Raw genomic sequence first — 22,554 nt, 5'->3', positions numbered from 1 at the left:
AATAAAGTGAAATTTATTCGAAAGAAATTCATTAGTTAATACGTAACTAATTAAGAAACATTCATATACCAGCCCAAACATCTTTTCCATATCGCCCTTCATCTTGCACACGATCCAACCAATTTCTTGCTTCTTGTTCACTGACTTCATGAATTTCTTGATACGCTTGACAAAGGGTATCTTCTACATCCGGAGCCATTTTACTTCCATCACCACATATATAAAGATGAGCTCCATTATCTAATAACGAAATTAAATTGATTCTATCTTGTTTTATTAAATGCTGTACATATGTTTTTGGATGTCCCTCTAGACGAGAAAAAGCTGTGTGTAAAGAGATTAATCCATCTCTTTCATCATTTTCTAGTTCTGTACGATAGAGATAATCTTTTTCAGGATGACGACAACCAAAATATAGATGCGCTTGTCCTAAGTTAATACCTTTTTGCTTTTGAACACGACGCGCTTGCAAGAATCCACGGAATGGTGCAATTCCAGTACCTGGCCCAACCATAATAATTGGTGTTTCTGGATCTTTAGGCAATTCAAAGTTTGATTGTGGCGTTCGAATGAAACAGATAATCTCATCTTTACTATGACGCTGAGCTAAGTAATTAGAAGCGACGCCTTCATATGTCCCTTCTCCACTCCATGCAGGCGCATTAACAACACCGACCGTAATGCTCAGACGATTGTGTGCAACGAGTGGAGAGCTTGAAATAGAATAGTAACGCGGTTTGAGCGCAGGAAGAAGTTCTAAAAAGCGTTCAAATCGGATTTCACAAGCCTCATACTTTTCAAGAAGGTCCAACATTGAAATCCGTTTCTTTAGTATTTGTTCATGGTAAACTCCTTCTTCTAATAATGCTTCCAATTCTTTTTTATGAGGAGGACATGCTGTGAATGTTACCATTTCTCGTATTTGTGCTCGAGTGGCAGCTTCTTGAACTTCAACACTATAACTAAGAAGGTCCAATAAACTAACAGGACTGTCTAAAGGTATGTGATTTATACTTCGTCCACTTGCACTCAGTATAACTTGATCCTTCCCATTTAATCCAAAACGTTTTAAAATTCGGTTGATATTTTTCTCGCTATTAACTGGCAACACTCCAAGGTGGTCTCCTTCTTTATATGTAGCGCCTTCTGGCAAAGATACCTCGATATGTCGTGTACTTCTATCACTGCTGGGTGATTGGAGTTCACGATTTTCTAGTATAGATGCATAAACTGCTTCATATGTTCGTGCAAGAGGAGATCCTCCAAGACGACTAACAAATTGCAGACTCAAAGTACTGCGCTCTTTTTCCATATTTTTGTTGAGCTCCAATCCAAATGCCTTCATCGCATCAGACCACATGTTTTGTTTCCATTGCTCAAGCTGTTCCTCGAAATCACCACTTGCATCTGCTTCTCCGCGTTTAGAAAATCTTGTTGCTCCTTTTTGAGCCATCTGCTCATCAATGTATCTTGGAATCCGTTGGTAGGTACTAGCCCAATTATGATCTCCACAACCAAAAACTGCGTATTGAACCCCTTTTAGCTCATCTGGTTTTAGTTCCTCCAACCATTGCACAAACTGCCCTGCATTACTTGGCGGTTTTCCATTATAAGAAGAAGTCACAATAAGTACCGCTCCTTCTTTTGGCAAACTTCCAATTCGATCGTTAAGAGCTACCACTTCCGTTTGAACTCCTTCTAAACTAGCTGTATCTGCTAATTCTCTTGCAATACCTTCTGCTACACCTGTATCCGAGCCGTACAGAACAAGAAGTGAAAGATTATCGGCCCCAATAATAGAAGGTGTCTTCTCGACGTGCTGCTTAATTTCATCGTTTTTCAGCTTGTCCTCTGTAGGTGCAAGAACAGTAGGATGACTAATAGTTTGTTTTCGGGGTAGAATCCTAATCTTAAAATCACCGGGCTTTAGCGTTAATGTTTGTTTTACGTCCAGCTGATAGTTTTGATAATCGATTAATTCAAAATGTTGAAGAAGCATTCCCATTACAAGAGTGGCTTCATGAAGTGCAAATTGCATACCGATACATGCTCTCTGGCCATTTCCAAATGGCTTATAAGCATGATGAGGAACCTTATCTAGCTCTTCAAATCGTTCAGGTTGGAATTCTTCCACATTGTCTCCCCATGCATCTTTATCCCTATGCAGCTGTGGAATAAGAACAGAAATACGATCTTCTCCTTTCTTAATTGGGTATTTCCCACCAATTACTGTATCTTCTTTTGCATAGAGACTGAATGCTGGAGCGGTAGGCCATAGACGTAGCGATTCATTTAAAATCATCCGTATATACTTCAGTTTCATAACTTGTTCGTATGTTGGAGTAGGATCCGTCAAAACACGGTCTACTTCCTCATAGGCTTTTTTCAACTTATTCGGATTCTTTAATAAAAAGTAAATTGCAAAAGATAACAATCCACTTGTTGTCTCATGTCCAGCTATTAAAAAAGTGATAATTTGGAAACGAATGTTTTCATCATCTAATTTTTCACCAGTTTCCGGATCTTGTACATTTAACATACGGGAAAGTAAATCATTTTCTTCCTGATTTCCACTACTTTTACGTTCAGCAATAATATTATCTACTAAAGAAAACATAGATTGAATATCATGCTGAAATTGACGTTTCGTTCTCCACATAAGTTTGTCTTCTATATCTAGCCGCTGCAATTGGTGCATCGCCTCATCTAGAGCACGGCTCATGCTAGTGATAAAAGGATGAGGGGTCTCACGATAAAAGCTATTAAATCGGTAATTAAAACCACATAGACCAATTGTATCTAACGTAAGGCGAGTCATATCCTCCGGAACATCTACGTTTTCATTCGGATTAAGCCGTGCCCATTTTTGAACGAGTTGTACAGCAAGATCGACCATCATGGCATGGTAATCTTTCATTGCCCGTTGGCTAAATGTAGGCATCAAAATATTATGAGCTTTTTTCCAGTTAGGCTCGTGAGTCTCGCTTGTAAATAATCCGTCTCCAGCAAAGGCACGAACTTTTGCTAAAGCACCCTCTATACTTTTATCGAACCGTGTTTCATCACAAACTTCTGCTACCAATTCATGTCCAGAAACGACAATGATGGTATCACTTAAAGTTTGAATTTGAAAAATGGGACCATACTCTTCCGCTATCTTGATAAAGGATAGGGTCGGTTTATCTTTATCGATTAATGGGAGATTACCCAGCGGTCCATATGTTTTCGGCTGAGGAATGGCAGATACTTTTTTTTCCATTTAAAACACCCTTTCAAAAAAGCATGAAATAACATATCCCATTTAATAAAGAGGAAATAGCAACTAATCGCCTGGGATAAAGATATGTAATTGATTACCTTATTTTATCTTTCCCTAACTATTCATGATTATGATATTGCGTATAAGCTTGGCAATTAGATTTATAACTTGTAGAAAAATACTAAATTAAAATGAAGCGAATAAATATAATTGGAGCCTTTTAATGTTGGTGTTAAAAGATAATCTAGACTTGTAATGTTTATGAGAAATTGCAAACGGATCTCATCTCTTGTATTTGTTTATAAAAACGATTATTTTGATTTATTTTCTTCTAAAACACCCCAAAATAGAAAAGTTGATGAGCTTAAGATTGTAGTATTCGAAAAATCAGTAGTTTAGTTAAACCAATACGATAAGCAAGTATACCTTGTTATTAATGAAAGAGGACCTGATATGAACATCAGGTCCTCTTTTACTATATAATTATTTCCCTGCTTCTTTTAGTTTTTTCCAGCTTTAAATACCGGCGCCTTAGCAGCAAAAAAACTTGTTGGAATCTTTATCTAGCGTTTTATTCTTCTCTACCGATTTAACTTCTCGACGGCTTCCGCACTTGTATCTACACGTTTAACGAAAAAAACTAATAGTAGTGCAACAACATTCATGCCAAGCGCTACATAGAATGAATATTGAATTCCGGATAATAAAGCCTTCTGAGTTACTATTGCCTTCGTAGTTTCTGTGAAGGTTGTTGGATCTATATCAGACATTAAACTTTCAGCTTTTGTTTTTGTTACAGAATTCATAATCGTAACAAGAATAGCAGTACCAATCGAACCGGACACTTGTTGAGCCGTATTATTAACAGCTGTACCGTGCGGGTTTAAGCGAGTTGGCAATTGATTAAGACCATTTGTCATAAGTGGCATCATAACCATCGCCATCCCAAACATCCGCAGTGTGTAGATAAGAATAATATGTGTGTGACTAGAGTCAATTTGCAGACTTGCCAACATATAAGTTGAAACAGCTGTAATGGAAAGCCCCACTATGCCAAGAATCCGAGGACCATATTTATCAAATAGTTTACCTGTAATTGGTGACATAATCCCCATTATAACCGCACCTGGAAGCATCATCAGCCCAGAGCTCAGCGGCGAAATACCACGGACGTTTTGTACATAAGCTGGTGTTAAAATCATACCCGAAAACATGGCCACCGCGTTGACAATTGCAATTACAGACGCAAGTGCAAACATTGGGTACTTGTAAACACGTAAATCCAATAACGGCTCATCCATTTTTAATTGACGAATAATGAAAGCAATTAGGGCAATAGCGCCTATGATTAAGGTTGTTAAGACAACTTTATTTGTCCAACCATCGGAGCTTGCAGAACTGAATCCATATAACAAACCGCCAAAACCGACAGAAGATAATAGTAATGAGAGATAATCAAGTTTTGCATTTTTGTTTTGTTTCATGACATTCTCAGATTTCCAAATCCCTAACAGTAAGCTAATGATTGCTAACGGTAAAATCATTTCAAAAAGCAAACGCCAGTCATAATACTCTACAATATAACCTGATAGTGTCGGTCCAATTGCTGGAGCTGTAATCATAACTAGTCCAAAAATCCCCATTGCTGTTCCCCTTTTTTCTCTTGGAAAGCTTACTAGCATAATATTCATTAACAAAGGCCCCATAACTGAAGAGCCTGCCGCTTGAACCATCCGACCAGTAAGTAATAAACCAAAATTCGGCGCTACAGCCGCTAAGGCAGTACCAAGAATAAAAATCACCATAGAGGTAATAAATAGGCTTCTATTCGAGAAACGCGTTATTAAAAATGCTGATGCCGGAATTAATATACCACTTACAAGCATATACCCTGTAGAAAGCCACTGGATCGTTGAATAATCTTGAATGTCTAAATCTTTCATTATTGATGGCAAGGCTACATTTAAAAGCGAGTTATTTAGAAATGAAACAAATGCCCCAATAAAAAGAATTACAAGCATTACATATGGTGGTTTTCTTTTATGTAATGTTTCACTCATATATTGAATTGCCCCTTCATTATAAATTTCATTGATTCGTTTAAATCGTTTACATATTTGCACAAGAAAACATTACCCTTACAGTATTTTGCCAAACTCTTCGAATGGATATTCTCTTTTTAGCAATTCCACTTGCTCAACATACCATTTTAAAATCTTTTTGTTGATTAAACCTTTATAAAAATGTTTGTTAACGGAATTTAAATTAGGCTGAAATACAAAAAAGAAGCAACTGAAAATCCCCTTCTAAAATAAAGTGAAGCTTTACATCAATGGGAATTTTACAGGCAGCGAGAAAAATCAAAAAGACTACGCACCCATTCCTTTAAATACAGGCTTGTAGATCTAGTTATGTAACCATCCATAAAAAGGAATATTACATAGGCTAAGTCTAACATTACATTTTTAAAGTGAGGAGAATAAGCGTATGGACCAATATTGGTATTTGAATTCAAAGGGAAATGGGCAACAATATACTAACCAAATTTCATTATATTCACAGCCCGAAATAACTACATCTGAGGTAATGAATGATTTGAAGCTTCCTGAGAATTGGAGTTACCGAGTCTATCCAGTTAGTTGGGATTCATCAGCCAATTATACGGGGTTCAATCCCCAACCTCCTCCCTTCTCTTGGGGGCAGCAGCCAATTAATTATGCAGAGATACTACCACAAGGTCACCCTGCTAATTGGACTCCATTACCAAGTCATGCAGGTTTTAATTTTCAAAAACCTCCCTTCCCCTGGGCGCAACCATTCAATCATACAGGGATGTTCGCACAAGGTCAGCTCGCAGCTTTACTATCGCCGCCAGCTAAGGCTTTTAAATTCAATACCAATAACGGGGGTATTTTCGGAAACTCTCCAGGATGGGGAGGACAGATAAGTCCCATGGGATGGGGGAATAACGGAGGTTACGGTCAGCTAGGAATGCTTGGAAACTTACTTACAGCAGGAAAAGGTACCATGAGTGGAATAGGAATGATCAGTAGTCTAATCGGGATGGGGAAGTTCTTCTTTTAGTTAATTAGAACTGGAGAATGTGGCTGTAGCTTTAATCAGCCACATTTAAGGACAGTAATCTCCCACCTAACTTCCTAGCATAGCATTCGCGGAAATTTTAGGTGGATATGTATTGTTACAAGTTACTGTTTTACTTTGAGTGCTCCTTTACTTTCTTATCAAGTGCCTTACTATAAGCATCTTTGTTTTCCTGCGATAACTCATAAATTGCTTTTTTCCAATGCTCTCCGTCTACACCTGATAAAAATTCAGTACCTTTCATTGTAGCTTCTTGAATCTTCTGTTTATCTTCTTTACCAGCATCCTTAATTAACTTGGTTGCTTTTCTTGCCTCTGTTACCCCTTCTTGTATGGATTTGTGAATGTCTTTGTATGTATCAGGTACTTTTATGTGTTCCATATTGTCTAAAATTTTATCTATCTCGTTTGATGTTTTTAAAACAGCTTTTGCTTTTTCTTTGTCCTTTAAGGATTCTCCTAAGTTTAGTAATAGTTCATCCTTCTTAAATTGGAACTCTACCACTTGCTCACATATGTAGTACGGATACTGTTGTTCAGAAATTACTGTTTTCGTTATTGCTTTACTAGTTTGCTCAGTCTTATGAGTAGAATCTTTATCTCCTACCTCGCATCCGACTAACAGCATAAATGGAACTGCTAACGTTACTAGTTTCTTTGCTCTCATTATGTATTCTCCTTGTAGAAAGTATTGTAAGTAATTAACATATCAAACTATAACATACATTACATTATGGTTCACTTCCATTACGCTTTTAAAATATAAAATACGAATACACCCCATAAGCCACAAATAAGATTAATAGAATAGAAATGCCGAGTACCGTATATATAATCCATTTTAAATTTGAATTCATATCATCCTCCCGCCTCTCGACAATTCCAGTATATAACAAAAAAGCATTGGATACCCAATGCTTTTTACACTTACGCAAATAGAGACGTATTCGCATATAAAGCTGGCGAACCACCTGAATGTACGAATAAAATATTGTCTTCCTTATTAAAATTACCTTTTCTAATTAAGTCGATTAATCCCGCTACTGCCTTACCTGTATACACTGGATCAAGTAAAATACCTTCTGTTTTCGCAAGTAACTGAACTGCCTCTACCATTTCTGGCGTTGGTAACGCATAGCCTGGCCCTACATATTCATCAAAGCACGTAACAGCGTCGCGCGGGATAAAGTTTGGAATACCAACGTGTGCTGAAGTTTCATCTACAAGTTTTGCTACTTTCTCTTCTTGCTCAGCTTTTCCTCTACTTACATTAATTCCAATTACAGGAATATGACTTTGCGTTCCAGAAAAACCAGTAATTAAACCAGCATGCATACCGCCGCTACCACTTACACAAACAACTGAACTGAAATCAATTCCTTGCTCAAATGATTGTGCCATAATTTCTTGCGCACAAGCAACGTATCCCATTGCGCCTGTAGGGTTTGATCCACCAACTGGAATTACATATGGTGTATTCCCTTTTTCACTTACTTCTTTTGCTACTTTATGCATTTCTTCCATCAGGTCTGCTCCGTTCGGTACAACAATGACATTCTCAGCACCTAATAAGTGATATAAGAAATAGTTTCCGTTAAAGTCTCTCTTCTCTTCTGGCTCAAGCCCTTCCTCTAATACAAGAATACATTTCATTTTTTCTTTTACCGCAGCTGCCAGTGTCAGGCGGCAATGATTTGACTGAATACCACCAGCTGTAATTAGCGTATCTGCACCATTTCCCTGTGCATCTGCAACTAAAAATTCTAACTTTCTCGTCTTATTGCCACCGGCTGTTAAACCAAGTAAATCATCTCGTTTAAAATAAATAGTCGGACCACCAAGTGCTTCAGAAAAGTTGTTTAACTTTTCAATTGGTGTATATGATTCTGTATATTTTTTTCTCGGGAATTTAGCTAAATTCATTGTAACGCTCCTTTTGTACTTCTTTCACAATATATGTAACGTTACTATTATTACACGTAAAAATTGTGAAGTCATCTTTCTCGGTTAAAAATGTATTAGAATTTCATTTTGATAAGTAAAACCGTATTAATGATTTTAACTTAATTACGGTACATGAAATTTATATCAACGATTTTTTAAATATATCGTTCATTACTTACAATATATCAACGATTTTTCAAATATATCGTTCATTACTTACAATATATCAACGATTTTTCAAATATATCGTTCATTACTTACAATATATCAACGATTTTTCAAATATATCGTTCATTACTTACAATATATCAACGATTTTTCAAATATATCGTTCATTACTTACAATATATCAACGATTTTTCAAATATATCGTTCATTACTTACAATATATCAACGATTTTTCAAATATATCGTTCATTACTTACAATATATCAACGATTTTTCAAATATATCGATCGTAACTTGCAGTATATCAACGATTTTTCAAATATATCGATCGTAACTTGCAGTATATCAACGATTTTTCAAATATATCGATCGTAACTTGCAGTATATCAACGATTTTCTTAATATATCGATCTATCGACAAAAAACGACAGACAGGCAACCCCTTTCTCATCAACAAAAAAAGAGCCTACACATTCAAATGCAGACTCCCTCCAATCACTTATTTACCGAAAAACGAAGTAACTGTGTTAATCCCGGCTCTAAATTCATTTCACCTTTATGGCGTACGTATACGACTTTATCCCCATCAAATTTCGGAGGGTTTGCTTTACTATACGTATGCCACTCATTCGTTCCTTCTATAGAATACTCCATATATTCAGTTGCACCCACAATTATATTTTTACTATCATCTGTCGTTACATTTGGTGCCATCTGCGCAATTTTTGAATCACTAATTAATAACTTCTTTATATCCTTATCACGTTTGTAATCGTAAGCTGTCACAATTACATCGTTACCATATGCTTTCACTTGCAACCCTTGTTTAAATGAATAGCCATCAGGAGCAGTTTTCTCTCCTCCATTTGGTCCTGCTGACATCCAGCCTGTTTCAATCCCGCCCGTATTTACAACAGTGAAACCTTTTTCATCTCCACCTTTAATTTTCTTTTTACCAGCCCAGTCCGGTAAGTTTAAATCCCAATGCGTATGACTCGTAAAGAAAACGACCTGCGGATAGTCTTTTAATATATCGTACAATTTATCCACGTTTAAATAATCTTGTAAATACGGCGATTGTCTTGATCCCGATACCGTATCAGGTAAAACGTGATGAGAGAAAATAAAGATTGGTTTATTTTTATCTTTTTGACTATACTCTTCTAAATTTTGTTTTAACCAACCTAATTGCTCATCACTCATATATACTTCATCCCACTTTTTTGAATCATGGTATTTCATATATTTTTCCGTTCCTAAAAATAGAAGCGGATAACCGTCTAATTCTTTTATATGATATACCTTTTCTTGTCCACTAAATTTCAGATAGCGGTTAAATAAAGTTTCCTCAGTTACACCATTTGGCCATGTACTTTGAGAGAGCTTCCCATCAGCTGTCCATTTACCAGCATAAAACTCATGATTCCCAACAGTTGACCATACATTCTCGGGATGCTTATTTTTGTTTAACACACGCTTCACATCATCATATTGTGACTGTTGTCCAGTTGGCGTTATATCCCCATTCATAATAAGCGCTCTAGAAAGTGGCGTCACTTTGTTCATATCTTTTAGCACATGATCAAAATCCCCTAAATCCCCTTGAATATCACTAATAACGTTAAAAGTTGTAGCTGATTTTCGGACTTGCTCTTTCCCTTCCGCATGCACTGAAAACGTCGGTAATAATGCCGCCATAACTGCTAACGAAGCAACTGTCTTTTTCATACAAATTCTCCCCCTAATAATAGAAAGTACAAACTGACATATTCTGCTTTCTCTTAGGTGCTTGTCCAATTCACATTATAAAGAGGGATTGTAAAGATAGATGGAGTAAAAAATTAAGTGTTTTTTAAGAGATTTTGTCTTTTTTTCACACTCCATAGCGCTACCTTTTCAAGTATCCTATTAATATTAAATGAATGTAAAGTTACACGATAAATCTCTTGGTTTGGTATGTTGTATTTTAATCTATTTTACACTCTCTCAATAAAGCGCTTTACCCCTTCAAATTTTCTTCATTTAATCTGAATAACTCTTGTAAAATAAAATGTCCATTTTTTCTTATCAGTACATCATCAAACCAAATTTCACCACCTCCATACCCTGGTTTTTGAATGTTTACTAAATCCCAATGTATCGATATTCCCGTTGTCTGCATCATATAATGAATCTCGCATATTATTCATGGATGTAGTATATAAGGATTAAAAACTAGAGCATACTCTACAACTAGATAGATTTATTAAATGAAATAATTTTCCTACAGGGCGAAAAAATATTTTACACTGAATTTTCTGTTTATTTATCCCTTTAAGTTATATAATTAAGTAGTAATATACTTCACAAAAAAAGGATGGTGCCATGTATATGCAAAAGGAAGAATGGGTTCAAAGATTAAAAGAGGGGCGATATTATGTAACTTCTTATGAAAGTATCATGAAAAAGATACACAAACGTCCTAGCCGTATACCTGGGATATTAATTGCATTCGTATTATTGATGATCTTACCAGGAGGATTATTTAGTTATAATGATACAAGTAGTATGTTTATTATGTGGGTTTTTTTAATTGTATTTGTTGCTGCGTGGCCATCTATAATACACGTGTTTAGAAAATTTACTGCTTCTAAATATGACCCTCAAATTCAAGAATATGATCAAAAATTTCAAAGTAGTATACCAATCCCAATTAAGTATTTTTCAGTCAAAAAAATTGATGCATGTATAGTAGCGCTAGAAAGCGGAGCAGCAGATGATTTAAAAGAAGCTTTAGCAATCTGGCAAGTTACTGAAACAAGTACAGTGCAGCATACTTTGTTAGAAGAACAAAATACTCTTTTGAAACAGCAAATACGTACAACAAAACAGGCTGCAAATGCGGCAAGGGATGCGGCAGATGCTGTAGATCAACTCCGCCGTTAGTAATAGAAAACATAAAAAAAGATTCCTTCTGACAGTAGCACTCTACCATACTTTCTAACTCAGGACTTTTCACGTTGGTTAAAAGTCCTGAATCCGGTTATATCATTAGAAAAAAGACACAGAGATTCCTCTCCATGCCTACTAATTTCTTACCTTTTCACCGCATGTACATAATGCACCGTCTCAAAAGCTTTCAAATAATCGTTTCGTCCTTCAAAATATAATACATCAATATCCTCTGGTGATAAATGCTCATAAATGAGTAAGCCCGCCTTCTCTAACAGTGCTTCCATTTCAGCATAGGAATAACATGATTTCATCGGTTCTCCGCCTACCGCAGCCATTTTCACCATATTTTCAACTCGATTGGACAGTCCCTTTTCTGTAAACAAATTTTCATCGGGATAATCAAAAACGATAGAACTACCTGTCGGAACCATCTCGAATAAACATTCTAATAAACTAGCAAGTTCCTCTTTCGTTAAATAGTACGTAACACCTAAAAGGCTAAAGAAAGTCTTTTTATGTTCAAATCCTTCATTGCGTAACTGTTCATAGGAAAATCCTTTCGTAAAATCCATTGAAACAAAATGAAGGTTTTTTGGAACTTCAAGTTCTGTTTCTTTTATTCTTTCCTTCTTAAACACCTGCGTAGAAGGATGATCCACTTCAAATATTTCTATTTTATTTTCCAATTCTCGGTGTCTAAAACTGAACGTATCTAAGCCCGCACCGAGTATGACGTATTGTTTCGCTCCTAATGTATTTTCATGTAGTAATACTCTTTCACAATATGCCGCACGTGCTAAAGGTGTTGGTGATAACTGAACTTGCGTAATCCATTTTAATATTTCTTTTGGATTATCTTGAAACTGCTGTGCAATGTCTGTATTGAAGAAATGTATTCCTTGAACCATATTCGTTTCAATATTAATTCGTTCTTTTGGCGAAATGAACTCTTTAGCTACATAATCATCAAAGATTTTCGGATTATCAAATTCACTATGATATGCCCTGCTGAAAGCTGATACTAACGACGTTACACTTGCTTCACCTTGTTTCACGCACATACACTCTCCTTCATTTTCACAACAAAAATAGGGTTCCCCTGGCCAGGAGAACCCTATTATACACCTTATTTTTATATTGGTAAATTATAGCATAAATAAGTTTTTTTGTCAAGTTTCCACCCTACTAACGCTCCAACAATTTGTGTAATCTCTAGCAGGAAGATTTCGATCTACACCGAATATTCCAGTTCATAACAATACAAATGGAGGGCGTCATGAAAAGATTAGTCATCATTACAGTTGGAAAAACACACAGTGGAAAAACTACATTTGCAAGAGCATTAGAAAAAGAGTTACCCCACTCTTTCGTTATGGATCAAGATAATCAAGCTGAATTTATTAACACGCATTACGAAAAATTACAGCCGGCTAAAGGCCCTAATACATTTAAGCACGGTCTTTCAAAATTCATTGTTGATTATGCGAAAGAACATTCAAATTTACACCTTATTATTTGTAATTCCAATCGCAGTAAAAGCGGAAGATTCTATTTACTAAACGAATTATTTCCACAGAATGAATATGTACGCATACTCGTTCATTTTGACATTCCAGATGATGTACTTTACGAAAGAGTGGCTCGAAGCACGCGAAGTACCAATATTTTTAGAGGTGGATATTCTAGTTTCAAAGAAGTATTTGATCGACAACAAACTGAATCACTTCACGATGATGTGGTAGATCCTATAGAAAATGAGGCTGATTATTTGTTTGTTATTCGCAATAATAAAGATATAAGCTTTACTATTGAAGAAATTGTTCATCTAGCTAAAGATTTATCCCCTACTCCAAAATAAGAGATTATAAAAATTACATAATCATAGATTATTATGCAAATACTTCCTCTAGACGGCGCAGATGGTATATAATGATGGAAGAATCTACTTCTATATGCTCATTTTTACACAAAACAGTTCATGCATATGAAAGAAAAGAGGTACAAAAATATGAAAACAAAACAAACAATCGCTGCGTCTACACTAGCTTTAGCAATGATTGCTGGCGCGAACCCTGCTCATGCGGAAGTAAATGATGCTACTCCTCAGCAAAGTACGGGAGATCGATTAGCTGAAATTAAGCAACATAAACAAGAGTTAGATGCGAAATTGCAGCAACACAAAGAAAACGTGGATCAAACATTGAATGAACTTAACAAGGTTAAGGAAAATGTTGATACGAAGGTGAATGAACTACATGAACGTAAACAAGTTGCTGATGAAAAAATTAACGAGATTAAACAACATAAACAAGAGTTAGATGCAAAACTTCAGCAAGACAAGCAAATCGCCGAAGATAAAATCGCTGAAATTAAAGAGCATAAAAAACAAGTAGATGATAAAGTTGCTGAAGTAAAAGAGCATAAGCAAAATATCGATAACAAAGTGAATGAGATTAAAGAACATAAACAAAATGTCGATGAAAAAGTGAATGAAATGAAGCAACATAAAGAGAACATTGATCAAAAGGTTAATGAACTTAAGGAAGTTAAAAAACAAGTAGATGAAAAATTAGCTGAGTTAAAAAAAGCGAAACAAACTGCTGAGGACAAACTCGCTGAACTAAAAGAAAACAAGCCGAATACTGGTAATACGTTAGAGGAACTTAAGAAAATTAAAGGCAATTTAGACAGTCTTTCCGCTAACTTAGAACTAGCTAAACAAGATGTAAAAAACAAACTAGCTGAATTACAAAAGGCTAGAGAAGATTTACTAAATAAAATTAACGAAATTAAACAATCGAAACAAACTGTTTCAGACGATTTAACAAAGAAAAAACAAGACTTAGATATTAAAATCAACGACTTTAAGCATACTGAGAAAAAAATTGACGACAAATTAGCTGAGTTACATACAACGAAGCAAAATGTTGATAACAAGATTAATGAAGTGTCACAGTCTAAACAAACGCAAGCAGATAATAGTACTAAAAACAATAACGCTAAAGAACTTCCTAACGCTGGTAGCGAGCAATCAAACAATATGGCTCTAGGAATGCTATCTGTATTAGGCGGGATTTTATTAATAACACGCAATAAAATTAAAACGTTATTCTCAAAATAAAGCCATTATACTTATTAAAAACAATGATACAAAGGCCAACCGCATATACGGTTGGCCTGTTTCTTTATATTAACTGTCCATCTTGAAGCGTCAATATACGATCACATACATCAAGCATTCTTTCATCATGTGTAATCATAATTGCTGCTTTTTGGCTCTCTTTCACTTCGCGTTTCATCATTTCAACAACTTCACGTGCGCGTTTTGAGTCTAAGCTTGCCGTTGGCTCATCCGCTAATATTAAATCTGGGTTGTTCATGAACGCACGAGCGATTGCTACCCTTTGTTTTTCCCCGCCAGATAATTGATTTGGATAATGATTCTTTCTTTCTCCTAATCCAAATGCCGCTAATAAATGATCTGCACGCTTTTCGGATTCTTGTTTACTTTCTTTTTTTAGCTTTGCAATGTAAAGTAACTGTTCTTTCACATTTAAATATGGAACAAGGTTTGCAAACTGGAAAATGAAGCCGATTTTTTTCAAACGAATGTCTGTCATTTCCTTTTCTGATAACTGTGTAATATTTTGCTCACGAATGTAAATATCCCCTTTTGATGGTGATAATAATGCACCCGCGATTGATAATAACGTACTTTTCCCTGATCCAGAAGGACCGACGATTCCGATAAATTCTCCGGCTTTCACATCAAGCGATATCGGATGAAGGGCTGTTACTTCCGTATTCCCTTCTCCGTACACTTTACTTACTTTGTCTAATTTTAATAATGAAGTCATTACATCCCGCCTCCAATTGCTTCTAATGCATCAACTTTTAATACTTGGTATAACGAAATAAGTGTTCCTAAAATACTAATTACGATAAAGATTGCTGCGTATTGTGCAATCATCGGTGTTGTTAATAAGAACGGCATACCCGCTGGTAAAATTTGTTCTAACCCTTGTACAAGAACGATACTAATTACCATCGCAACGACTGATAAGAATAACGCCTGTACGACTAAGCTATTTGCTAAATACGAGTTCTTTGTACCGATTGCTTTTAATACACCTAATTGCTGTGTTTTTTGCAGTGTAATAACGTAGAAGAATACACCGATTAGTAATGCAGCGATAACAAGTAAGAACGCAATGATCATCGTTAATGTTCCTTGTTCTTCTTTAAATCCTGGAATACTTTGTAGCACTTCTTTTTTGTCAATTACGTGTGCATTTTTAATCTCTTTATCTGTGTTAAGTGCAATTGCACTATAATCTTTTTGGTTTGGTTGTGAAATAGATCCCCATACGTCTTCATTTACATAAACGACTGGTGTATGGCTAAACATTTGATCTTTCGTAAATCCAACGATTGTAAATTCTTTCTTTGAAACAGGATCGATAATTGTATCTCCAATATCAATTCCTTTTTCTGTAATTGATTCGTCAGCAACCATCTCGTTGTTTGCTGTACCTAATTTCTCACCTTTTACAATGTTCGGTTCTAAAAATGAATCTCGTTCGCTTGAGAAAATAGCGATATCAACCTTTTTCGAACTATCTTTCTTTTCATATGTTGAAACTTTCACACGAAACGGAACTGCCTCTTTGTCACCTACTTGATTTACTACGTTATCTACATCGTCTTTCTTAATTTGTGAACGAAGTAATTTATTTTCCGCATCATCTGCTAAAACGAACTTATTTGCCTCCATATTTTGAATCGATGAAGCATTATCATATGATAATCCATTTGCTAATCCTGAAATAACAAGGACTAAAAATGATAATAACACCATAATCAATCCGATTAATCCGTATCGTAATTTTGATTGTTTTAATTCACGCAGAGCTAAAAACATTTCGCTCGCTCCTTCCTCTTTCTTTCTATGCACTTATCATAAAAAAGAAATATGAACGGAATATGAACAGAAGATTACAGAGGGTAAGATTTAATTTTCAGAAAGTATTGAAAATAATTGAAATCCTTGATACAATTCAGTCAAATAATATTGACCGAGTAATTTCATTTAAGGAGTTGATCATTTTGAAGCCCGTATTAACACTAACTACTTATAGCCAACTAAAAGCATTAAGCGATCCACTACGTGCCGAAATGATGATACGTCTATGCGAACGTCCTTATACTGGACAATTACTATCTGAGAAATTCGGCATTTCAAGGGCGAAAATTCATTATCATTTAAAAGAATTAGAAAAGAATGGTCTTATAGAGATCGTTTATACAGAGGAAAAGAATGGGATTATTCAAAAGTTTTATCAATCTGTCGCGAAAGGCTTCACCCCTGCTACAGATCTATTACCTCATTTAGAGATAGTAAGCGAATCAGGTCGCCAAATCTTTTTACAAATGATAGAAAGAACGAAAAGCCAAATTCTCGCTGCACCAGAAGAAGCTTTTACATTACAAAATGCAAGTGAAGATCCAGCTAAGTGGAATTACGTTTCATCCTGCTGGGAATTTGATGCTACGCCAGAACAATTTCAAGTGTGGGTGAAAAAGTTTTATGAATTAATGGCTGAATTAAACGAAATCACAAAAGGTGCAGATAAAGATCCGAATAGCAAACCTTATTATATTTCTACTACTGCACTTCAAATCGCTGAGAGAACAATGCAGCAATTTATTAAAAAAGAAGAAAAATCGTAATACGATTTTTTTTACCGAGACGGTCAATTTTATTTTACCGAATAAAATTATTATAAAGGAGTAGATAAAGTGGACATATTAAAAAACCGGAATTTCCTCTTATTATTTTTAGGGAGAATTTTTACAAACATAGGAGATAGCTTGTATTATGTAGCAGCAATGTGGCTCGTATACAAATTAAGTGGTAATCCTTTTTATTCTGGATTGGCTGGTTTCCTTACGTTATTACCTTCTGCATTACAATTTCTTACTGGTCCATTCGTCGATAGATGGTCAATAAAAAACACCCTCGTCATCACACAAGTTTTGCAATGCATTCTTATTTTAATCATTCCAATTACACACTACTTCGACCTACTAACAGTCCACCTACTACTCATCATCATGCCCATCGTAGCTTTTATCGAACAATTCGCCTATCCCGCACAATCGAAAGCTTTACCACTTCTACTGCATAAAACACAATTATTAAAAGGAAACTCACTCTTTTCATTTGCATATCAAGGCATTGATTTAATTTGTACGACTCTTTCTGGAATATTAGTAGCACTATTTGGCGCAATTACTTTATATGTAATCGACTCTTTTACATTCGCGATTACTGCCCTTTTGTTCTTTTCACTAAAAATGCCAAAGCAAACAGAAACCAATACATCGCTATCAACTAAACAATATTTCACTGATTTAAAAGAAGGTTTTTCGATCGTCTTTCGTTCATTAATGGGCGTATTCTTAATCGGTTCAGTAGTCGCTAATTTTTCAATCGGTATGACGATGGCGATACTCCCTTCTTTCGCTGATTCTTTAGGAGGTGTGAAATCATATGGGTTCTTCTTAGCTGCTATATCAGCAGGTAGTCTTATCGGTGCATTATTCAGTTCATGGGTTGGCAAACGTAATGTTGGCCGTGTCTCCATTATTAGCTTTGCGACCGGCGCTATCTTTTGGTTTCTCTCTACGATTGTACCGTTTCAATGGCTATCTATTTTCTTATTCGGCCTAGCCTGGATTCCAATTGGTGCGACCAACATATTATTTGCGACAATTAGTCAAATTGTAATTCCAAATCAATATATCGGGCGCATCAATTCAGTCATGCGAAGTATGGGCACAATTGCTATGCCGTTCGGTTCTTTAATTGGTGGATATGCTGCAAATGTATTTAGTAGCCAACTCATTTTCGCGCTCGCTAGCATCGGAATTTTATTTATTTCTCTCGTATGGCTGCTTCATCCGAAATTACGAGCATTGCCAAAAGCTGATGAAATTACTGCGGATACTTTTGAGCTTCAGTTTAAGGAAGAACGGGTGAAAGATACTGCTTTGTAACAGAAATACAGTACGTGAAATTTATATCAGCGATTTTTCAAATATATCAGCGCAAATAGAATTATATCGGCGCAACTCAAATTATATCAGCGATTTTCCGATTATATCGACTTACCGATATAAAACGACAAAAAAGAGGCCGTTCCGAAACAGCCTCTTTCTTTCCATCTATTTCGGAAGCTCCACCCGAACGGTCGTTCCTTCCCCCTTCGTACTATACACCGAAACGTTTCCATGATGCAGTTCAACAATCTTCTGCACAATCGATAATCCTAAACCGCTACCTTCTACGTTTCTTGCCCTTGCTGTATCTACTTTGTAAAAACGATCAAAAATACGTTCCATCTCTTCTTTTTCCATTCCGATTCCGTTATCGGATATAGAGATAATGACACTATACTCTAACTCTTCCACGAAAAACTCAATCGTCCCAGCATCGTTTGAAAACTTAATACTATTCGTAAAAATATTACTCCACACTTGATGAAGCAAGTTTTCATCACCTTTAATTGTAATGTCCGGCACATCAAATTCAACGGCGATATCTTTTTCACGCCATTTCCACTCAAGCATAAAAATGACGTCTTTAATTTGCTTCTGTAAATTGAATTCTTTTATTTGCAACACTTTCTCTTCTTTATCTAATGAAGCGAGCGTCAGTAACTGTTTACATAAACTAGACATTCGCTTACTTTCCCCCTCAATAATTTGTAAGTAATGGTTTCTTTCTTCCTCACTCATCTTTTCTGTTTGCAATGTTTTCGAAAAACCTTGTATAGAAGAAAGCGGCGACTGGAATTCATGTGAAACGTTCGAAACGAATTCTTGTCTCATTTCATCTAGTTCTTTTATACTTTTCGTCATCTTTTGGAAGCTTGTAGATAATGTGCCTATTTCATCTTTTCGTTTTACGTCTAATTCAATTTCATATTCCCCACTCGCAATTTTTTGCGTAGCCTTCGTAAATTTACGAATTGGGCGAACGATGTAACCTGCTGCAATCACTATAAAGATAATGCTTAATAGTACGATAAACCCAAGTAATACCGCTAAGAAAATTCGCATCTCGCCAAATTGGTTCTGAATGTCGGGACGAATAAATAAAGCGTACTGTTTATCACCGTGCTTTACCGGTACACCGACACTATTTATTAATTCATTATCGAAAAAACCGGTAATAAAGAGACGCGTTGGATACGTAGAAACACCATTAAACGTTTCCCCTTGCAATACTTTATGAACAGTAGCATCGCTAATAGACGTCTTACGAAACGCATTGCCGATACGCTTTCCATTCTTTTGATCATCTACAATATAAATTTCATACCCTAACTTCGCAATAGATTGTAAGTACGCCTCTTGATTTTCTTCACTTTGCTTTTCATATAATGACTTAACTTCTTCCGCATACTTTAAAATCTTCTCACTGTTATACGGTTTTAACTTCACTTGATAATATACGTTCGTTAATAAAAAGCCGATAATACTACTAAGTAGCATAATACCGACCGTCATAAATACAAATCTAGAATATAGTGATTTCATTTTATTTCAGCTCCAACTTATATCCGAGTCCGCGTACTGTCGTAATTTGAAAATCATCCGTTCGTTTTGAGAAACGATCTCGGAGCCTTTTCACATGAACATCAACTGTTCGTTCATCCCCTTCAAAATCCATTCCCCATACTAGTTCAATTAACTCTTCTCTTGAAAATGTCCTTCCAGGATAACTAGCAAGTTGTGATAATAGCTCAAATTCCTTTAAAGGAAGCAAAATTGTTTGACCGTTACACTTTACTTCCACACCTTTTCGATCAATTGTCGTTCCGTGCAACGTAATAATATCTGCACTCAGCATTTGATAACGACGTAATAAAGCTTTCATACGGAAAATGACTTCAGCTGGCTCAAATGGTTTTACGATATAATCGTCTGTACCAGAAATGAATCCTTTTTCTTTATCCACTAACTGGTCTTTCGCAGTTAATAAAATAACAGGAATATCATGATACTTCCGAATTTCTTCACATAACGTATAACCATCAACAAACGGCATCATAATGTCTACAATCGCAAGATGAATGTTTTCCTTCTCTAATACGTCTTGCGCTACCTTTCCATCTTCCGCCTCAAAAACTTTAAACCCCTCTTTTTGTAAATGATAATGCAATAACTCTCTAATATGTTTATCGTCATCAGCTAATAAAATATGTATCATCTTCATTAAACCCTCTCTCGTTCATCCTTCTACATCACTACATTAAGAAACAATTGGATTTTTTGCAAGAAAAAGAAAAGGATTCCTTAGAAGATACTCTTGTTATCATTGTGGTCAGCTGCTTTATTACTCTTATAACTTGGTGATGTTGTACTCTGGTGTACGAATAAGTGATCTATTACTTTTTTAGTAAGTGGCATAAAGAAATTCAGTAATAGCCCGCCTAAACAAACAGTTAATATAGTCCCAACACCAATTGGTCCATGTAAAATCGTTGCCATTATTAAGAATATAAGGTAAATACATGTTCGTGATATAAAGATATTCGTTCTAGTTAATTCTTGTATGATTAAAGTTAATCGATCAATTGGAATGGGAGCAAAATTTGTTTGTAAATATATTGCAGTTCCTAATCCTGTAATAACTAATCCGATTCCAAAATAAATCATTTTACTGTACCATATTTCAGGTGTAATTAAATTGCGTAATAAAAATAGCCACACATCAATACCAATACCCGTTATGAATGCTGTTAACAACCCTAGTATCTCTGGTCTATGTCTTTTTAAAATTGAGTTACAACATATTAATAATAAAGCTATTATTATTTCCCAGCTTCCCACAGTAAGTCCCACATTTAAAGAAAGTCCTACTAAAAGCGCATCAAAAGGTGACGTTCCAAGATCTGATTGTATTGTGAAAGAAATACAAAGGGTTAATATTAAAATTCCTAATACATAAAAAACATACTTCATTTTAATCAACCTCTTCATCGTTATTTTTGTTGCATTTACAATAAAAATATTTTATATTAAATGTAACTTCAAATTGTTGCATTTGCAATAAAAATAAAAGATAAGGAGTTCATTATGAAAGAAATTCTTCGTGAAATTGGCATGATTGCAAGGGCATTAGATTCTATTAGTAATATAGAATTTAAAGAATATGAGCTTACAAAAGGTCAGTATTTGTACCTTGTGCGAATATGTGAAAACCCAGGAATCATTCAAGAAAAGCTATCTGAGATGATAAAAGTAGATCGTACAACCGCAGCCCGTGCTATCAAAAAGCTTGAACTCAATGGATTTATCGAAAAGAAAGAAGATGAATCTAACAAGAAAATCAAAAAACTTTTCCCAACAGAAAAAGGGAAAAACGTCTATCCTTTTATTAAAAGAGAAAACGATTATTCAAATACTGTTGCATTAGAGGGATTTTCGGAAACAGAAGCGGAAACTATTTCTAACCTTCTTCAAAGAGTAAGAAAAAATATAGAAAAAGATTGGGAATTTGTAAAAAAGGGAAATAAGAGAGGTTATTGATTATATAAAGGAGCGAACTATTAATATGACTACACATATAGAAAAGTGCACCCTTAAAGATATACACAAACTTCAAGAAATTAGTTATGAAACATTTAATGAAACTTTTAAACATCAAAATTCACCCGAAAATATGCATCATTATTTGGAAAAGGCATTTAACTTAAAGCAATTAGAAAAAGAATTATCCAATAACTCTTCTCAATTCTTTTTTGTCTACTTCAACGATGAAATTGCTGGGTATCTGAAGATCAATACTGATGATGCTCAGTCTGAAGAAATGGGCGATGAATCACTTGAAGTCGAGAGAATTTATATAAAGAGCTCCTTTCAAAAACATGGTCTTGGTAAACACCTACTAAGTAATGCTATTGAAATTGCAATAGCAAATAATAAAAAGAATATTTGGCTAGGCGTATGGGAAAAAAATGAAAATGCTATTGCTTTTTATAAGAACTTAGGTTTTGTACAAGCTGGCTCTCACTCCTTTTATATGGGCGATGACGAACAAGTTGACCTTATCATGATCAAAACACTCATATAACTTT

At 35.3% G+C, this 22,554-nt stretch carries 19 protein-coding genes and 1 pseudogene; 8 read left to right on the top strand and 12 right to left on the bottom strand.

Annotated elements, in window-relative coordinates; translation table 11 throughout:
- Window positions 1-61: 61 nt before the first annotated feature.
- Window positions 62-3,259, bottom strand: coding sequence for a bifunctional P-450/NADPH--P450 reductase (gene cypD / locus MKY38_RS06340; RefSeq protein WP_070180291.1), 3,198 nt, complete (start codon window positions 3,257-3,259; stop codon window positions 62-64).
- A gap of 581 nt (window positions 3,260-3,840) precedes the next feature.
- A complete protein-coding gene (locus tag MKY38_RS06335; protein WP_341048417.1) occupies window positions 3,841-5,319 on the bottom strand; it encodes a DHA2 family efflux MFS transporter permease subunit in 1,479 nt (492 codons plus the stop codon).
- Window positions 5,320-5,746: 427 nt separating this feature from the next.
- Between MKY38_RS06335 and MKY38_RS06330 the strand changes: the two genes are divergently transcribed.
- Window positions 5,747-6,343 (top strand): hypothetical protein, encoded by a 597-nt coding sequence (locus MKY38_RS06330; protein WP_070180293.1) that lies wholly within the window; start codon window positions 5,747-5,749, stop codon window positions 6,341-6,343.
- Window positions 6,344-6,473: 130 nt separating this feature from the next.
- Here MKY38_RS06330 and MKY38_RS06325 read toward each other — a convergent pair whose 3' ends face one another.
- The 4 genes and pseudogenes from MKY38_RS06325 to MKY38_RS06310 all read right to left on the bottom strand — a co-directional run.
- Complete coding sequence (locus MKY38_RS06325; protein ID WP_001201801.1) at window positions 6,474-7,028, bottom strand: hypothetical protein; 555 nt, start codon at window positions 7,026-7,028, stop codon at window positions 6,474-6,476.
- A 260-nt stretch (window positions 7,029-7,288) separates the two neighbouring features.
- Window positions 7,289-8,284: a D-cysteine desulfhydrase gene (locus MKY38_RS06320; RefSeq protein ID WP_070180294.1), complete on the bottom strand. Its 996-nt coding sequence runs from the start codon at window positions 8,282-8,284 to the stop codon at window positions 7,289-7,291.
- A 684-nt stretch (window positions 8,285-8,968) separates the two neighbouring features.
- On the bottom strand, window positions 8,969-10,201 hold the full coding sequence (locus MKY38_RS06315) for a DUF4073 domain-containing protein (RefSeq protein ID WP_070180295.1): 1,233 nt from the start codon (window positions 10,199-10,201) through the stop codon (window positions 8,969-8,971).
- Window positions 10,202-10,472: 271 nt separating this feature from the next.
- Window positions 10,473-10,700 (bottom strand): annotated as a pseudogene (locus MKY38_RS06310) (aminopeptidase); the annotation flags it as partial.
- A 137-nt stretch (window positions 10,701-10,837) separates the two neighbouring features.
- Between MKY38_RS06310 and MKY38_RS06305 the strand changes: the two are divergent.
- Window positions 10,838-11,398 carry a hypothetical protein gene (locus MKY38_RS06305; protein WP_049108434.1) on the top strand — a complete coding sequence of 187 codons (561 nt, stop codon included), beginning with the start codon at window positions 10,838-10,840 and terminating at the stop codon, window positions 11,396-11,398.
- A gap of 149 nt (window positions 11,399-11,547) precedes the next feature.
- On the opposite strand, the gene MKY38_RS06300 is transcribed toward MKY38_RS06305, so the two are convergent.
- Complete coding sequence (locus MKY38_RS06300; protein ID WP_078384788.1) at window positions 11,548-12,468, bottom strand: class I SAM-dependent methyltransferase; 921 nt, start codon at window positions 12,466-12,468, stop codon at window positions 11,548-11,550.
- Between the two features lie 215 nt (window positions 12,469-12,683).
- Here MKY38_RS06300 and MKY38_RS06295 point away from each other — a divergent pair, with 215 nt between their 5' ends.
- Together MKY38_RS06295 and MKY38_RS06290 are read left to right on the top strand one after the other, a co-directional pair.
- On the top strand, window positions 12,684-13,265 hold the full coding sequence (locus tag MKY38_RS06295) for an AAA family ATPase (RefSeq protein WP_065224292.1): 582 nt from the start codon (window positions 12,684-12,686) through the stop codon (window positions 13,263-13,265).
- Between the two features lie 150 nt (window positions 13,266-13,415).
- Window positions 13,416-14,528 carry an LPXTG cell wall anchor domain-containing protein gene (locus tag MKY38_RS06290; RefSeq protein ID WP_114556080.1) on the top strand — a complete coding sequence of 371 codons (1,113 nt, stop codon included), beginning with the start codon at window positions 13,416-13,418 and terminating at the stop codon, window positions 14,526-14,528.
- Window positions 14,529-14,592: 64 nt separating this feature from the next.
- Here the strand turns inward: MKY38_RS06290 and MKY38_RS06285 are convergent, their stop codons facing one another.
- Both MKY38_RS06285 and MKY38_RS06280 read right to left on the bottom strand, forming a co-directional pair.
- Window positions 14,593-15,264, bottom strand: a complete 672-nt coding sequence (locus MKY38_RS06285; protein ID WP_341048412.1) for an ABC transporter ATP-binding protein — start codon at window positions 15,262-15,264, stop codon at window positions 14,593-14,595.
- Entirely contained in the window at window positions 15,264-16,328 is a 1,065-nt protein-coding gene (locus tag MKY38_RS06280) for an ABC transporter permease (protein ID WP_000477745.1), read from the bottom strand. The genes MKY38_RS06285 and MKY38_RS06280 overlap by 1 nt, the downstream gene beginning before the upstream one ends.
- 185 nt (window positions 16,329-16,513) lie before the next feature.
- On the opposite strand from MKY38_RS06280, the gene MKY38_RS06275 reads away from it, so the two are divergent.
- Together MKY38_RS06275 and MKY38_RS06270 are read left to right on the top strand one after the other, a co-directional pair.
- Entirely contained in the window at window positions 16,514-17,137 is a 624-nt protein-coding gene (locus MKY38_RS06275; protein WP_000805789.1) for an ArsR/SmtB family transcription factor, read from the top strand.
- 69 nt (window positions 17,138-17,206) lie between these two features.
- Window positions 17,207-18,466 (top strand): MFS transporter, encoded by a 1,260-nt coding sequence (locus tag MKY38_RS06270; protein ID WP_341048411.1) that lies wholly within the window; start codon window positions 17,207-17,209, stop codon window positions 18,464-18,466.
- 168 nt (window positions 18,467-18,634) lie between these two features.
- On the opposite strand, the gene MKY38_RS06265 is transcribed toward MKY38_RS06270, so the two are convergent.
- The 3 genes from MKY38_RS06265 to MKY38_RS06255 form a co-directional block, all read right to left on the bottom strand.
- Window positions 18,635-20,011, bottom strand: coding sequence for a sensor histidine kinase (locus MKY38_RS06265; protein ID WP_341048410.1), 1,377 nt, complete (start codon window positions 20,009-20,011; stop codon window positions 18,635-18,637).
- 1 nt (window position 20,012) lies between these two features.
- Complete coding sequence (locus MKY38_RS06260; protein WP_000781961.1) at window positions 20,013-20,690, bottom strand: response regulator transcription factor; 678 nt, start codon at window positions 20,688-20,690, stop codon at window positions 20,013-20,015.
- Window positions 20,691-20,770: 80 nt separating this feature from the next.
- Window positions 20,771-21,439, bottom strand: coding sequence for a YczE/YyaS/YitT family protein (locus MKY38_RS06255; RefSeq protein WP_065224288.1), 669 nt, complete (start codon window positions 21,437-21,439; stop codon window positions 20,771-20,773).
- Window positions 21,440-21,553: 114 nt separating this feature from the next.
- Here MKY38_RS06255 and MKY38_RS06250 point away from each other — a divergent pair, with 114 nt between their 5' ends.
- Together MKY38_RS06250 and MKY38_RS06245 are read left to right on the top strand one after the other, a co-directional pair.
- The gene (locus MKY38_RS06250) at window positions 21,554-22,006 is read left to right on the top strand and encodes a MarR family winged helix-turn-helix transcriptional regulator (RefSeq protein WP_065224287.1); all 453 of its coding nucleotides are present in this window, start codon (window positions 21,554-21,556) and stop codon (window positions 22,004-22,006) included.
- Window positions 22,007-22,031: 25 nt separating this feature from the next.
- On the top strand, window positions 22,032-22,550 hold the full coding sequence (locus MKY38_RS06245) for a GNAT family N-acetyltransferase (protein WP_065224286.1): 519 nt from the start codon (window positions 22,032-22,034) through the stop codon (window positions 22,548-22,550).
- Window positions 22,551-22,554 lie beyond the last annotated feature (4 nt).

The organism is Bacillus sp. FSL R5-0585 (assembly GCF_038004545.1).
GTDB lineage: Bacteria > Bacillota > Bacilli > Bacillales > Bacillaceae_G > Bacillus_A > Bacillus_A cereus.
Note: the sequence above shows the minus strand (reverse complement) of the source record. Positions and strands in the feature narration are given on the sequence as shown.